Genomic DNA, 13,474 nt, shown 5'->3' on the forward strand with positions numbered 1-13,474 from the left:
GGGAGGTTCCATGAGCATTGCTCGACTGCTGCGCGCTTGGTACGGAGTGCTGTGCGTGACGCGGTGCTGCGGTCTAGACCAAGTCTTAGATTATTGACGCGCCGTGAACATGTCCAGACCAATGGGCGTCGTATTCCGGCGGCTCTCCGAACCGCCGGAACCTCCCCCGGGGTCTCAGGCCCCGTCCCCTCCCCCACTGCGGCCGGTGTAGAAGGCAACCGTCAAGTCCTTCACGAGCGCCTTGCGTTCGTAGTCGTCGAGTTCGACGATGCCGCGCGTGGTGAGTCGGTTGACGGTGTCGTCGACCGCGTCCACCACGGAGGTGAGCACGCTGTCGCGGTGCCTTGAGTCGATCGCGGCGATGCGCCGCCGCTGCATGGCCGCCGCGACCTCGGGGGCGTACTCGATACCGGTCGGCTGCGCGGAGTACACCTCGACGCCGACCGGTTCGCAGTCCGCCTTCAGCATCCGGGTCAGCGCGTCGCCGACGGCCTCCGCGTCGCGCAGGGTCGGGGCGTCCTCGTGGAACGCGTCGGCGGGCAGCTGCGAGAGGACCCGGGCCATCGCGGCCTCGACCTGGGCGCTCAGATACGCCTCGTGGTCCTCGATGCCGAGGACGGCCCGGACGGTGTCCTCGATCCGCCACACCACGAGGACGACCACGCGCAGGGCGGTGCCGTTCGCGTCGACGGCGGGCAGCGGTTCGCTGCGCCAGTGCCGCAGCCGTACGTCGACGCGGCGGCGCAGCAGCAGGGGCGAGACCCAGACGAGGCCGGTACGGCGGACGGTGCCCCGGTAGTCGCCGAAGAGCGTCAGCACCCAGGCGTATCCGACCCGGCCCCGGCCGAGGCCGCCGAGCGCGAGGAGCACCGCGGTGGCGAGGAGGGCGAGCGCGGCCCAGGCGCCGACGCCGATGCCGAGGTCGGGCCGGGGGGTGATGCCGACGGCGCTCTGCCAGCCGGCGGGCAGCGCGCCGCGCCACCACAGGACGGCCAGCGCGCCCGCGGTTCCGGCCGCTCCGGCGAGGAGGGCGGCGTAACCGGACAGGGCGGGCCCGGGCCTCTCGGCGAGGCGGGGGTCGCCGACCGGGGCGGGCCGGGTCGAGGGCCGCACCCGCGTCTGCGGCGAACGCGGCACGGGGGGCCGGGTGGCGGGCGCAGGGTCCCCGGCGGGCCGGTGGACGACGGCCCCGGGCCCGGGCACGGGCAGCGCCGCAGCCTCGGCCGGCTCCTGGTCGTCCCGGAAGAGGAGGTGTACGGGGATGGAGGCGGTGGTCTCGTTGGCGATGACGGAGTGGCGTCGGCCCGGGTTCACGGACGTCGTGGTGGTCACGGTCGACGGAGCGGTTGCGGGCGCGGGTACGGAGAAGGTGGCCGAGGTGGCGCGGTCGCCGGGGGCGAGGTCGAGGACGAGGTCCAACTCGGCGTCGGGCCCTGCGTCGGCCCCCTTGGCGGAGGTGTCCCGGGCCTCCCGCTTCGGGCTTTCGGGCTCGGCCCCGTAGGAGGGATGCGGGGTCCACTCCGCCGAGGGTTCCGTCCTCAAACGCCGGACGGGCTTGAGATGGAGGTTCCCGTCGAGGGGGGCGGGGCGGGTGGGGGCAGGGGTGCTTCCGTCGGCGTCCGGGCGGGCCGAGGCGGGGGCACGGCCGTCAGCGGCCGGACGGCCAGAGACGGGACCACGGCCCTCGGCACCGGCGCGCTCGGAGACGGAGCCACAACCATCAGCGGCCGGACGGGCGGAAACGGAACCACGGGCCTCGGCACCAGCGCGCTCAGAGACGGGGCCAGGGCCCTCGGCGGGGGCGGGCCCGTCAGTGGGCGGGAGCCCAGGGGTGGGGGCCGGGCTGTCTGCGGCCGGGCCCTCCGTGGCAACGAGGTCCTGAGCGGGGCGGCCCGGGACCGGCCCCGGGCGCAGGCTCACGTCCGGGGACTCCGAATACTCCGGGGCGACGGTCCTGGGCGGGGCGGACGGGGGCTTGTCGTCCCCACGGGGCGAGACTTTGTCACCCCCCGGCACCCGCGCAGCACCGGTGTCCGGCTGCGGCGTCCCCTCGCCCACCGGGCGGAACAGCGGCGGCGGGGTGCTGCCCAGCCCGCCCCTCTCCGGCGCCACGGGCGCGGGCCCGGCGTCCGGCGGCGAGGTCTTCTCGCCCGCCGGGCGGAACAACGGCGGCGGAGTGCTGCCCGCGTCCCCCTTCTCCGGGAGCGCGGGATCGGGCTCGGCGTCCCGCCGTGGGGGCACCGGGCCGAACAGCGGCGGCGGGGTCCCCCTGCCCGGTGGGGCGAAGAGGGACGGGGGGAGCTGGTCGTCCAGGTTGTCCGGGGTGTGGGGGCTCTGATCGTTGTCGGTGGTCACCGGTTCCCTGTTCCTTTCCGTCACGTCGTCACGTCCGTCACGCGAAGAGCCGGCGCCAGGTCTCCGGCCCCGGATAACCGTCGGCCGCGCCGCCGCGCCAGCCCTGGGCCCGCTGGAACGCCTCGACGTTGCGGCGGTCGGCCTCGGTCCAGAGCGGGTTGGGGCCCGACACGTAGTGCTTGCCGTATCCCTTCTTCACCAACTGTCTGCCGAGCCGGTCGACATGGCTGTTGGACTGACCCGGCTTGAAATAGCCGCGCCCGGGGAACGCGACGGCCGTATGCGGGCTGCCGCCCGTGCCTGCGGCCGGAATGTCGCGGCCGCCGCCGGAGGTCAGCAGGCGCCAGGTGTGCGGACCGGGGAGGCCGTCGGCCTCCTTGCCCTTCCAGCCCTGGGCCTGCTGGAACGCCTGGGTCGCACGCCGGTCCGCCGTTCCCCACACGGGCCCGGGGCCGACCGCGTAGAACCGCTTGCCGCCCCGCTGCACCAGCATCCGGCCGAGCTGGGTGACGTAGTCGTTGTCGGCGCCGGGGCCGAACTGCTTGGCCCCGGGGAAGGCGGTGGAGGACCCGGAGCCGGGCGATCCGCCCGTGACCCCCTTGTAGCGGTACGCCACGTAACGGTCGGAGTTGTTCCAGTACGCCAGGGGCGTCGACTGCTTCCGGGTGTGCGGGCGCGCCTGCTCGTAGGCGACGTAGTGGGTGCGCGCGCTGGACGTCCAGCCGCCGAAGATCGTGACGTGCGAGCCCTTGGCCGGGTCGGCCGGGTTGTGGAAGAGGAGGATGTCGCCGGGCTGGAGGTCGCCGCGGGCGATCCGGGTGCCGTACGCGGCGAGGCTGCCGGTCCATTCGTTGGTGCCGAGGTTCCAGGCCATCGACACATAGCCGGAGCAGTCCTGGCGGTACCCGTCGGACCAGTACTTCTCCATGCTGTACGGGACCTTCGCGTTCACCCACCTCCGCGCCCGGTCGAGGATGGCGGCCCGGGTCGTCTTCGGCGCCGCCGCTCCGGCCGACGGCGGGCCCGAGGCACCCGTCCCGCGCAGCGGCCCCTTCTCCCCCTGCGGGGTACCCGGCTCCGGATCGGCTCCGTCGTCGACGCCCGGGGCCCGGGGGGCGTGGCCCGCGGCGGCTGCCGCTCCCGCGGCCCCGCAGGAGAGGACCACCCCGGCGGCCGTGGCCAGCACCAGGGCGCGGCGCGCACCGTGTGCGGCGGGGTGACCGCCGCGCCGCACCGGCAGGGCCTGCGCGGCGGAGCGCCTCCGCACCGCACACCCCGCGCATCCGCAGTCGATGGCGGGTTCGTACTCCTCGAAGACCGGAACAGACATGCGATTCCCCTCCGCACTCGTCATTCGTCAAGATCTTTGGGCGCAGCCGCAACGGACGTCGGCGTCTTAACTCTCCTGACATATCGCATTTTGACGGAACAAAGGAAAAAAACGACTATCTGACGGGGCGTGGCGGCCGGTAAATGGTTCGGAGCACTACGGCGCGTCGGGTAGAGTTCTCCAGGTCAGCAGGCGCCGTTAGCTCAGTTGGTTAGAGCAGCTGACTCTTAATCAGCGGGTCCGGGGTTCGAGTCCCTGACGGCGCACGCACGATCAAAGCCCCCTCACGTTCCGTGAGGGGGCTTTGATCATTCCCCGTCCCGCACACGGCGACACCCAGGGGCGCGAGCGCACCTACGCACTTCGTCACACCCCCTCCACAACCTGGGGCCAAATCGTGCGTATAGCCGGTAAACAGTCCGTTTCACCCTTGCGATCGCGTTCGGTGTCGGACAATCTGTCTGGGGGCCGTCGGCCCAAGAGGGCCGCTGATCCGTACAGTTGGCACAGCAGAGCGTGACGTTCCGGTTGTCCGTGCCGCGGGGTGGGGGTCCCGCTCGGGGGCGGATGCCCAGGGGGCATCATGCAACCGGAAGGCTGCCCATCCATGTCTGTGGGGACGGCGGCTTGCCACCGTGTGCGCACCCGGTGAAGAACGGGGCCGACCGCGCACGACGAGAGAGACCGAACAGTCACGCACCAGCATGCGTGCGGGGGGATGTACCCATGACGTCGACGCCGCCAGGCGACCGGCAGGAGAACGACGCTTCCCGGACGACGCAGCTCCGGATACTGCCGCGGGCAGGCGCGGCACGGCGGCGTGCCAAGAAAGAGCTGCCCCGCTACGACTACGAGCACTACAGCCGGCTCGCCGGACCGCTGACCCAGCCCCCCGCGGGCAAGCCGTACACGGTCCAGTACCGCTCGCTCATATCGCAGGAGCCGCACCGTGTGCGCGCGGCGCTCCTGCTCGGCGCGGCTCCCCTCGTCTCGCTCGGTCTCTTCGCCTGGCTGATGCAGCCGAGCCACTGGACCGACCGCGATCCGAACCTCGACAACGACCTCCTGCTCGTTCTCGACGTGATCATGCTCGTCTCGATCGGCCTGATCGAGCTGTTCCGCACGATGAACGTCCTCTCCAACGCACACGCCACCCTCGTCGCCCGCGACCCGGTCCCCGTGGTCCCGGAGAGCGGCACCCGGGTCGCCTTCCTCACCTCCTTCGTCCCCGGCAAGGAACCGCTGGAGATGGTGACGAAGACCCTGGAGGCGGCCGTCAGGATCCGCCACCGCGGTCTGATGCACGTCTGGCTGCTGGACGAGGGCGACGATCCGGCGGTCAAGGAGGTCTGCGCCCGGCTCGGCGTGCACCACTTCTCCCGCAAGGGCGTCGCCCACTGGAACCAGGCCAAGGGCCCGCACCGCGCCAAGACCAAGCACGGCAACTACAACGCCTGGCTGGACGCGCACGGCGGCGACTACGACTTCTTCGCCTCGGTCGACACTGACCACATCCCGATGGCGAACTACCTGGAGCGAATGCTCGGCTACTTCCGCGACCCGGACGTCGGCTTCGTCATCGGCCCGCAGGTCTACGGCAACTACGACACCTTCGTCACCAAGGCCGCCGAGTCGCAGCAGTTCCTCTTCCACGCGCTCATCCAGCGCGCGGGCAACCGCTACGGCGCCCCCATGTTCGTCGGCACCAGCAACGCGGTCCGCATCTCGGCGCTGAAGCAGATCGGCGGTCTGTACGACTCGATCACCGAGGACATGGCCACCGGCTTCGAGATCCACCGCCACCGCAACCCCGCGACGGGCAGGAAGTGGCGCTCGGTGTACACCCCGGACGTCCTGGCCGTCGGCGAGGGCCCGACCGCGTGGACGGACTTCTTCACCCAGCAGCTGCGTTGGTCGAGGGGGACGTACGAGACGATCATCGGGCAGTTCTGGAAGGGCTTCGGGACCATGCCTCCCGGCAAGCTCTTCAACTACACGATGATGATCATCTTCTATCCGATGTCGGCGCTGAACTGGATCCTCGCGGCGCTCAGCTGCGCGCTCTTCCTCGGCATGGGCGCCTCCGGTGTCCAGATCGACCCGACGATCTGGATGATGCTGTACGGCAACGCCTCCGCGCTCCAGATCGGCCTGTACATCTGGAACCGCCGCCACAACGTCTCGCCGCACGAGCCCGAGGGCTCCGGCGGCCTGGCCGGCATGGTGATGTCCGCGCTCTCCGCGCCGATCTACGCCCGCTCGCTGATGGACGCGGTGCTGCGCCGCAAGAGCTCGTTCGTGGTGACCCCCAAGGGCGACTCGTCCAGCCCGGACACCCTCTTCGGCACCTTCCGCATCCACCTCTTCTTCATCGTCGTCTTCGGCGCCTCGATGATCTCCTCCTTCTTCCTCGGCCACAGCCACCCCGCGATGGTCACCTGGGCCACGCTGGCGCTGCTGATCACCGCGGCGCCGATCATCGGCTGGCGGTACACGATCCGCGCCGAGAAGAAGAAACGCCGGGCGGGCGGAGGATCGCACCGCAGCGGCGGGCCGGCCCCCGAGCCGAGGCCCCAGCCCCTGCCCGGTGCGCCGGGCAACGACCAGACCATGCAGATCGCTCAGATCGCCCTTGGGGGACGTAAGAAATGAAGTACCGTCCGAGCCGCCGTACCCGCCGCCTGGCGATCAGTACGGCGGTGGTTCTCGCGCTCGCGGGGGCGAACGGGCCGTGGCTGTACCGCTTCAGCACCGAGCGCTACCACGAGTACAAGATCAACCAGCCGGAGTACAAGGCGGCCAACGGCCACTGGGACTTCCTGGACATCCCCTCCGAGCACCGGATCAACACGATCCACGCGGCGCTGCTGCACACCGGCAAGGTGCTGCTCGTCGCGGGCTCCGGGAACAACCAGAAGAACTTCGACGCGAAGAGCTTCCGCTCGGTGCTGTGGGACCCGAAGACGAACGTCTTCAAGGACATCCCCACCCCCAAGGACATGTTCTGCGCCGGGCACACGCAACTGCCCGACGGCAAGCTCCTCATAGCCGGCGGCACCAAGCGCTACGAGAAGCTCCAGGGCGATGTCACCAAGGCCGGCGGCCTGATGATCGTCCACAACGAGGACCCGGACAAGCCGATCACCCTGCCCGCTGGCACCCGGTTCACCGGGAAGGAGAACGGCAAGACATATCTCTCCAAGGACCCGATCCTGGTCGAGAAGGCCACCAAGGTCTTCGACAAGCAGACCGGCGCGTTCCTGCGCAACGACCCCGGGCTCGGCCGGATCTACGTCGAGGCGCAGAAGACCGGCAAGAAGTACGAGAGCGGCACCGAGGACAACTACCGGGTGGCGGGCCTCTCCGGCTCGGACACCCGCAACGTCTACGGCATCGCGCAGAAGCTGGCCCTGGACAAGAAGGACTTCCAGGGGATCAAGGAGGCCTTCGAGTTCGACCCGGTCGCGGAGAAGTACATACCCGTCGACCCGATGAACGAGGCCCGCTGGTACCCGACCCTGACGACGCTGGAGGACGGCAAGGTCCTCGCCCTGTCGGGCCTGGACGAGATCGGGCAGATCGTCCCCGGCAAGGACGAGATCTACGACCCGGCGACCAAGGAGTGGGAGTACACCGGCATCGTCCGGAAGTTCCCCACCTACCCCGCGGTCTTCCTGCTGAACGACGGCAAGCTGTTCTACTCCGGCTCCAACGCCGGATACGGTCCGGCGGACGTGGGCCGCGACCCGGGCGTCTGGGACCTGTCGACCAACAAGTTCAAGAAGATCCCCGGGCTCAGCGACCCGGACCAGATGGAGACCTCGGCCACCGTGCGGCTCCCTCCGGCCCAGGACGAGAAGTTCATGGTCATCGGCGGCGGCGGCGTCGGCGAGTCGGAGAAGTCCAGCGAGAAGTCCCGGCTGGTCGACCTCCGGAAGAAGGACCCGCGGTTCACCGACGGGGCGTCCCTCTCCGAGGGCACCCGCTACCCCAGCGCCTCCCTGCTGCCCGACGACTCGCTGCTGGTCACCGGCGGCTCCAGCGACTACCGCGGGCGCGGCGGCTCGGACGTGCTCCAGGCCCGGCTGTACGACGCGAAGACCGACACGTACAAGAAGGTCGCGGACCCGGCGGTCGGCCGGAACTACCACTCGGGCTCGGTGCTGCTGCCGGACGGCCGGGTGATGATCTTCGGCTCGGACTCGCTCTTCTCCGACAAGGCCAACACCCGGCCCGGCGTCTTCGAGCAGCGCATCGAGATCTACACCCCGCCCTACCTCTACCGGGACTCCCGGCCGGAGCTGACGGCCGGCCCGAAGAAGATCGAGCGCGGGGGCACGGGGCTGTTCACCACCCAGCACGCCTCCAGGATCACCTCGGCGAAGCTGATGCGGCCCTCGGCGGTCACCCATGTCACCGACACCGACCAGCGCACCATCGCGCTGGAGATGAAGAAGTCGAAGGACGGGATCACCGTCACGGTGCCGGAGAACCGGGCGCTGGTGCCGGCCGGCTGGTACATGCTGTTCGTCACCGACGACCAGGGCACCCCGTCCGAGGGCATGTGGGTGGAGGTGCCCGAGTAGGGGTGCCGGAGCAGCGGCGCACGCCGCGTACGCACGGCGAAGGCCGCACACCGGGAGACCGGGTCTCCGGTGTGCGGCCTTCGGTCGTTTCCGCTACTTCGTGGCGCCGGCCAGGCCCAGGGCGTACTCCGGCCACCAGTCGCCCGCCTTCGGGCCGCCCTTGCAGTCGCCGTCGGACTCGCCGGGGCGCTTGATCCACAGATAGGCGTCGACCAGTGCGTCGCCGGTCTGCGTGGTCGGGACCTCGCCGAGGGCGCGGCCCGGGGGGTTGCACCAGCTCTCGGCGGGGTCGCCGCCCGTGTAGGGGCCGTTGCCGTTGCGGCTGGTGTCGATGACGAAGGGCTTGTTGCCGATCTTCTCCGACAGCTTCTTGCCGAACTCGGTGGAGACGGCCGTCGTCTGGAAGTTGGAGACGTTGAGCGAGAAGCCGTCGGCCTCGGCGATCCCGGCCCGCTGGAGCGGCTGGAACAGGGCGTCGGGCGACTGCCAGCCGGCGTTGCCCGCGTCCAGGTAGACCTTGGTGGCGGGCTGCTGCTTCAGCCGCTGGATGGCGCCCTTGAGGAGGTCGTAGCGCTCCTCGTGGAACTCCTGGGGCGTGCAGCCGTCGACCAGGTGGAGCAGGGCGTCCGGCTCCAGGATCACGGTGGCCCTGCGGTCCCCGATGCCCTTGGCGACCCCGTCCAGCCAGGCGCGGTAGGCGTTGCCGTCGGCGGCGCCGCCCTTGGAGAACTGGCCGCAGTCGCGGTGGGGGACGTTGTAGAGGACGAGCAGGGCGTCCCGGTCGGCAGCGGCGGCGGCCTCGGTGATGCCCCGCACCTGGGACTCCGGGTTGTCCGGGGTGACCCACTCGCCGACCGGCTGCTGCGCGATCTTCCGGATCAGCGCCGCCTTCTCGTCATCGCCGTCCTCGGTGTACGCGGCGACCTGGCGGGCCGCGTTGCCGTCGGGGTTGACCCAGTACGGGTCCTTGTCCTTGGGCTGCTGTTCGACGGTCGGCGCGCTCTTCTTGTCTCCGCCGTCCCCGTCGCCGGAGCAGCCCGCCAGCAGCAGGGCAGCCCCGAGCGCCGCCGCCGTACCGGTCGTCCGCAGGCTTGTCAGGCGCCTGCGCGTCCGGGACCGGCCGGTGTAACTGCCGTACATCCACTCCCCCTTGGGTGCACTGCCTGCACTGTTCATCACTGGTTGCACCGATGTGCTGCCGGTCCGGTCCATCCTGGCACAGCGGCCGGGCGTCCACGCGTCCCCCGTACAACGCGCACCCCCGGGCACCGGTTCCGGACATCCTGTTCGAAAGCCGGTCATCCGCCCGGCCGGTCCCCCTACAGTGGCGAGGACCGGAGCCTCTCCCACCGCACCGACCTCCCGTACCGCGCCGGGCGACTCCCGCGGCCGGGCGCACGCGGTCGAGGACCGGCCCGGCGGGCGCGCCCCGTGAGAGGCGGCCTGCCGGGCCGGGTTGGACGTGACCCATCGTGGTGCGGCGGTCAGCCGCGGCCGTGGGCCACGGCTTGGGCGCGTTCCTCCCCGTCCCCGGCCGCCGCGCCCCTCGCGCCGGTGAGGTAGGCGGAGACGACCACGTTCGCCGTGTAGGAGCGGGTCTTGTGGTCGTACGTCCCGCCGCAGGTGATCAGCCGCAGTTCGGCCCGGCCGTCCTCGCGGGGCCCGTACGCCTTCCGCGCGTCGAAGCGTTCGCGGGTGACGAGCTGGACGTCGTCCACGGTGAACTCCGCGACGCTGCCGTCGGTCCGGGTGACCTCGATGCGGGCGCCCGGCTTCACCGCGCTGAGCCCGTAGAAGACGGCGGGCTTGGTGTCGGTGTCGACATGGCCGACGAACAGGGCCGTGCCCTTCGCCCCGGGCTGGGTGCCGTCGCCGTACCAGCCGGCGGTCCTCGGCATCCCGTACGGGGGCGGGTCGATGGCTCCGTCGCCGTCGAGGCCGCGTGCGATGACGGGGGCCTCGATCCCGACGGAGGGGACCTCGACGCGCTCGGGGGCCGCTCCGTCGAGCGGGTCGTGGGCCCGGGGCAGCGAGGCCCCGAAGGGGCGGCCGACCGCGGCCACGTCGCCGGTGGTGGGGCCCGACAGCCCGCCGAGCCCGCCGCCGGCCTCCTTGCCCCAGAGCCACAGGCCGAGCAGCAGCACGGCCCAGGCCACTCCGGTGAGCAGTCGCCCGTTTCCTGCCGGGCGGTCCGGGGCTCCCATGTCAGCTGCCGGCCGGGCCGCGACGCCGGCGCGAGGTGCGCAGGGCGACGGCGACGGCCGCGACGGCGGCGAGCACCAGGCCGATCACCGCGTGCCGGGTACCGGGGCCCTGGGCCTCGGCGGACCGTTCGGCGAGGGTGGCGGTGCCTCCGCCGCCCGCCTTGACGGGTGCGGCGGGCGAGGGCCGGTTGTGGTGGATGACGGTGAGGGTGCCGGTGGCCTTGCCGTTGCTGTCCTCGCACGTCACCCAGACGTCGTAGGAGCGGGGTTCGGCGTCGGACCGGATCCGGGCCTCGGCGAAGAGGCCCTTGTCGTCGGCCGGGCGGAAGTGGGCGACCGAGGTGAAGGCGTCGGAGTTGCCCTTGGCCCGGCGGCCCTTGCCGCAGACGTCGACCCACAGCTCCACCTGCCCGCCCGGGGCGATCGTGGACGGGGTGATCGAGACGGTGCCGGTGCGCCGGTCGCCGTCCCCGGCCGGAGCGGCCGGGGATGCCAGCGCGGCGGGTGCGGGCACGGCTATGAGCGCGGCCGCCGCCGCTGCACAGAACGTGAGGGGTATGGAACGCATCGTGAACCTCCTACGGGAAGGTTCACGGCTACGGTGGCGGCCCGCATCCGCAGTCCTCCATTCGGGCGACGCCCGGGGTGGTGGCCGGGCGGCTGCGGATGCGGTCCGCGCAGGTCGGCAGCGGTCAGCCGCGTTCCGCCGGGGCGGGCTTGTCCGCCTGGTCCGGCAGGTCGATGAGGTCGACCAGGTCGGCGATGGACTCGACGACGTGGGACGGGCCGAACGGGTAGCGGTCGATGTCGGCGACGGTGGTGAGCCCGGTGAGGACCAGGAAGGTCTGCATGCCCGCTTCCAGGCCCGCCAGGACGTCGGTGTCCATCCGGTCGCCGATCATGGCGCTGGTCTCGGAGTGCGCGCCGATGGCGTTCAGCCCGGTCCGCATCATCAGGGGGTTGGGCTTGCCCGCGAAGTACGGGTCCTTGCCGGTGGCCTTGGTGATGAGGGCCGCGACGGACCCGGTGGCGGGCAGCGGCCCCTCGGCGGAGGGACCGGTCTCGTCGGGGTTGGTGCAGATGAAACGGGCGCCCGCGTTGATCAGCCGGATCGCCTTGGTGAGCGCCTCGAAGCTGTACGTACGGGTCTCGCCGAGCACCACGTAGTCCGGGTCGTGGTCGGTGAGGACGTACCCGATGTCGTGCAGGGCGGTGGTGAGGCCGGCCTCGCCGATGACGTACGCCGTGCCGCCGGGGCGCTGGTCGTCCAGGAACTGGGCGGTGGCGAGCGCGGAGGTCCAGATGTTCTCCACGGGCACGTCCAGGCCCATGCGCTTGAGCCGGGCGTGCAGGTCGCGCGCGGTGTAGATGGAGTTGTTGGTGAGGACGAGGAAGGGCAGCCCGGAATCCCGCAGCCGCTTGATGAAGGCATCGGCGCCGGGGATGGGGGTGCCCTCGTGGATGAGGACGCCGTCCATGTCGGTGAGCCAGGAAGTGATGGGCTTGCGCTCTGCCATGTGTCGGGACTCCTGCCGTACGCACTGCGTGCTGGGGGTGCCCGGACCACGCCGTCCCGGCACCCCCCAGCATAATTAGGAGGCCGTGATCGTGACCCCGTCGATCACCCAGTACCCGGTGTTGCCGCCGGTGGAGTGGAACCGGAAGCTCACGTTGGCGGCCCCGGGCGGGACGTCCAGGGGCAGCGACTGGGGCTGCGAGACCACGTCGGCGGTGTAGCGGTTCACCTCTGACGGGCGTTTTGCCGTTCCAGGAGCGAGGATCCGGGCGCTCCGGCTGCCCTCCTGGCGGTAGAGGGTGGTGAGGCCGAGCGTCACGGTCGACTTGCCCGCGACGGCGTACGCCGGGGGTGACGAGCGTGGAGTCGTACGGCCCGGAGGACGCCGTGTCGTCCCACTCGTCGGAGTCGGCGACCGCGAAGATGCCGCGCGAGCGGACGTTCAGCTCGCGGGACTGGTCGCGCTGGCCGATGGGCACCAAAGGCGTCGCCGAATGGCGCGGCTGGTCCTTCGCCACCGACGAGTTCCGGAGCCGCAGCCGGCTTCGGACGGGCGTCGACTCCGCCCTGGAGGGGCACGGTCCGAGGAGCGCGGGGTCCGGCCGATCGGCACACCCCGCAGGGTTGCGCGCGCCACCGACCGGCTCGGCACGCGCACGCTCCGCGCTGACGGGCCCCAGCGTCCGGCCCCGGGCCCAGCAGTCGCCCCGGTGGACCTCGGTGACAGGGCCCCCGATACCGGCCTCCCCGAGGCCCCAGTCAGGTGGCCGCGCACGGCGCGGCCCGGCGGCGGGCCGCGACGGAGGCACGGCCGTGGGCGCCGCGGCCTGCGGGGGCCGTGCCTGCTGCCGCTCGATGGCCGCCATCCGCGTCCGGATACGCGTCAGGTAGAGGTCCGCACAGCTCTCCAGCGTCCCCAGACGGACCAGGTCAGGAGGCAGGTCGTCGTCCATACCGGTCCGCTCCTCCGCCGGGCCCCCGGCTCCGCAACCCCGGCCGCCGCGCGGGCTGCTCCTCGCCCAAGACGCACGTGCTCCAGTCCCGGCCGGTCCGGCTGACCAGGCCGCGCTTCTCGAGCTGGGTGAGCTGGTGGGCGACCGAGCTGGTACTGGAGAGACCGACCCGCGCCCCGATCTCCCGGACCGTGGGCCCGTGCCCGTGCTCGGTGAGCCACACCCGGATGACCGCCAAGACCGCTTCCTGCCGCGCCGTCAGGGGGCGGGGCTCCCGCCTCACGCCGCGTCCGCCTTCCGGTCCACGGCGGTCGTCCGGCGCAGCTCCGCCCGCGCGGCCGGCGACCACCCGGCCGGAGTCGACCAGAAGGGGTGCCACTCGATCCGGACGGAGAGCAGGAGGAGGCGGCGGCGCAGCTCGGTGGCGTGGCGCGGCCGGGGTGCGGCGAGGGCGCGGTAGGTGGCGTGCCAGTCCTGCTGGGCGCGGATCAGGTCGTCGGGGAAGGGGAAGCGGTCCATCCATCTATTAG

The 13,474-nt window shown here is 71.7% G+C and carries 10 protein-coding genes, 1 tRNA gene and 1 pseudogene; 3 read left to right on the forward strand and 9 right to left on the reverse strand.

Annotated elements, in window-relative coordinates:
* Positions 1 to 174: 174 nt before the first annotated feature.
* Entirely contained in the window at positions 175 to 2,112 is a 1,938-nt protein-coding gene (locus tag RNL97_RS11500) for an SPFH domain-containing protein (protein WP_463674045.1), read from the reverse strand.
* Positions 2,113 to 2,392: 280 nt separating this feature from the next.
* Positions 2,393 to 3,685, reverse strand: a complete 1,293-nt coding sequence (locus tag RNL97_RS11505) for a peptidoglycan-binding protein (protein ID WP_030591605.1) — start codon at positions 3,683 to 3,685, stop codon at positions 2,393 to 2,395.
* Positions 3,686 to 3,877: 192 nt separating this feature from the next.
* Here RNL97_RS11505 and RNL97_RS11510 point away from each other — a divergent pair.
* The 3 genes from RNL97_RS11510 (at position 3,878) to glxA (ending at position 8,271) form a co-directional block, all read left to right on the forward strand.
* Positions 3,878 to 3,951, forward strand: a tRNA-Lys gene (locus RNL97_RS11510).
* A 460-nt stretch (positions 3,952 to 4,411) separates the two neighbouring features.
* Complete coding sequence (locus RNL97_RS11515; protein ID WP_030591608.1) at positions 4,412 to 6,337, forward strand: glycosyltransferase family 2 protein; 1,926 nt, start codon at positions 4,412 to 4,414, stop codon at positions 6,335 to 6,337.
* Positions 6,334 to 8,271, forward strand: coding sequence for a radical copper oxidase GlxA (glxA, locus tag RNL97_RS11520; RefSeq protein ID WP_243314100.1), 1,938 nt, complete (start codon positions 6,334 to 6,336; stop codon positions 8,269 to 8,271). Before RNL97_RS11515 ends, glxA begins: the two co-directional genes overlap by 4 nt.
* 93 nt (positions 8,272 to 8,364) lie before the next feature.
* On the opposite strand, the gene RNL97_RS11525 is transcribed toward glxA, so the two are convergent.
* The 7 genes and pseudogenes from RNL97_RS11525 to RNL97_RS11555 form a co-directional block, all read right to left on the reverse strand.
* Complete coding sequence (locus RNL97_RS11525; protein ID WP_243314101.1) at positions 8,365 to 9,411, reverse strand: glycoside hydrolase family 6 protein; 1,047 nt, start codon at positions 9,409 to 9,411, stop codon at positions 8,365 to 8,367.
* A gap of 344 nt (positions 9,412 to 9,755) precedes the next feature.
* On the reverse strand, positions 9,756 to 10,475 hold the full coding sequence (locus RNL97_RS11530) for a class F sortase (protein WP_030591617.1): 720 nt from the start codon (positions 10,473 to 10,475) through the stop codon (positions 9,756 to 9,758).
* 1 nt (position 10,476) lies between these two features.
* On the reverse strand, positions 10,477 to 11,043 hold the full coding sequence (locus RNL97_RS11535; protein WP_030591620.1) for a hypothetical protein: 567 nt from the start codon (positions 11,041 to 11,043) through the stop codon (positions 10,477 to 10,479).
* 124 nt (positions 11,044 to 11,167) lie between these two features.
* The gene (locus tag RNL97_RS11540; RefSeq protein ID WP_030591622.1) at positions 11,168 to 11,992 is read right to left on the reverse strand and encodes an HAD-IIA family hydrolase; all 825 of its coding nucleotides are present in this window, start codon (positions 11,990 to 11,992) and stop codon (positions 11,168 to 11,170) included.
* A 75-nt stretch (positions 11,993 to 12,067) separates the two neighbouring features.
* A pseudogene (locus RNL97_RS33195) lies at positions 12,068 to 12,625 on the reverse strand (alkaline phosphatase family protein); the annotation flags it as partial.
* Positions 12,626 to 12,921: 296 nt separating this feature from the next.
* Positions 12,922 to 13,323 (reverse strand): LexA family protein, encoded by a 402-nt coding sequence (locus RNL97_RS11550; protein ID WP_234313507.1) that lies wholly within the window; start codon positions 13,321 to 13,323, stop codon positions 12,922 to 12,924.
* Positions 13,224 to 13,463, reverse strand: a complete 240-nt coding sequence (locus RNL97_RS11555; protein WP_030591628.1) for a hypothetical protein — start codon at positions 13,461 to 13,463, stop codon at positions 13,224 to 13,226. Before RNL97_RS11555 ends, RNL97_RS11550 begins: the two co-directional genes overlap by 100 nt.
* Between the last annotated feature and the right edge of the window lie 11 nt (positions 13,464 to 13,474).

The sequence above is a fragment of the Streptomyces parvus genome (genome assembly GCF_032121415.1).
Taxonomy (GTDB): domain Bacteria; phylum Actinomycetota; class Actinomycetes; order Streptomycetales; family Streptomycetaceae; genus Streptomyces; species Streptomyces globisporus_A.

Bases quoted from the DNA above. Each gene is read 5' to 3' on its own strand.
- RNL97_RS11505 (WP_030591605.1), bottom strand. From the start codon at position 3,685: ATGTCTGTTCCGGTCTTCGAGGAGTACGAACCCGCCATCGACTGCGGA.
- RNL97_RS11515 (WP_030591608.1), top strand. From the start codon at position 4,412: ATGACGTCGACGCCGCCAGGCGACCGGCAGGAGAACGACGCTTCCCGG.
- glxA (WP_243314100.1), top strand. From the start codon at position 6,334: ATGAAGTACCGTCCGAGCCGCCGTACCCGCCGCCTGGCGATCAGTACG.
- RNL97_RS11525 (WP_243314101.1), bottom strand. From the start codon at position 9,411: ATGTACGGCAGTTACACCGGCCGGTCCCGGACGCGCAGGCGCCTGACA.
- RNL97_RS11530 (WP_030591617.1), bottom strand. From the start codon at position 10,475: ATGGGAGCCCCGGACCGCCCGGCAGGAAACGGGCGACTGCTCACCGGA.
- RNL97_RS11535 (WP_030591620.1), bottom strand. From the start codon at position 11,043: ATGCGTTCCATACCCCTCACGTTCTGTGCAGCGGCGGCGGCCGCGCTC.
- RNL97_RS11540 (WP_030591622.1), bottom strand. From the start codon at position 11,992: ATGGCAGAGCGCAAGCCCATCACTTCCTGGCTCACCGACATGGACGGC.
- RNL97_RS11555 (WP_030591628.1), bottom strand. From the start codon at position 13,463: ATGGACCGCTTCCCCTTCCCCGACGACCTGATCCGCGCCCAGCAGGAC.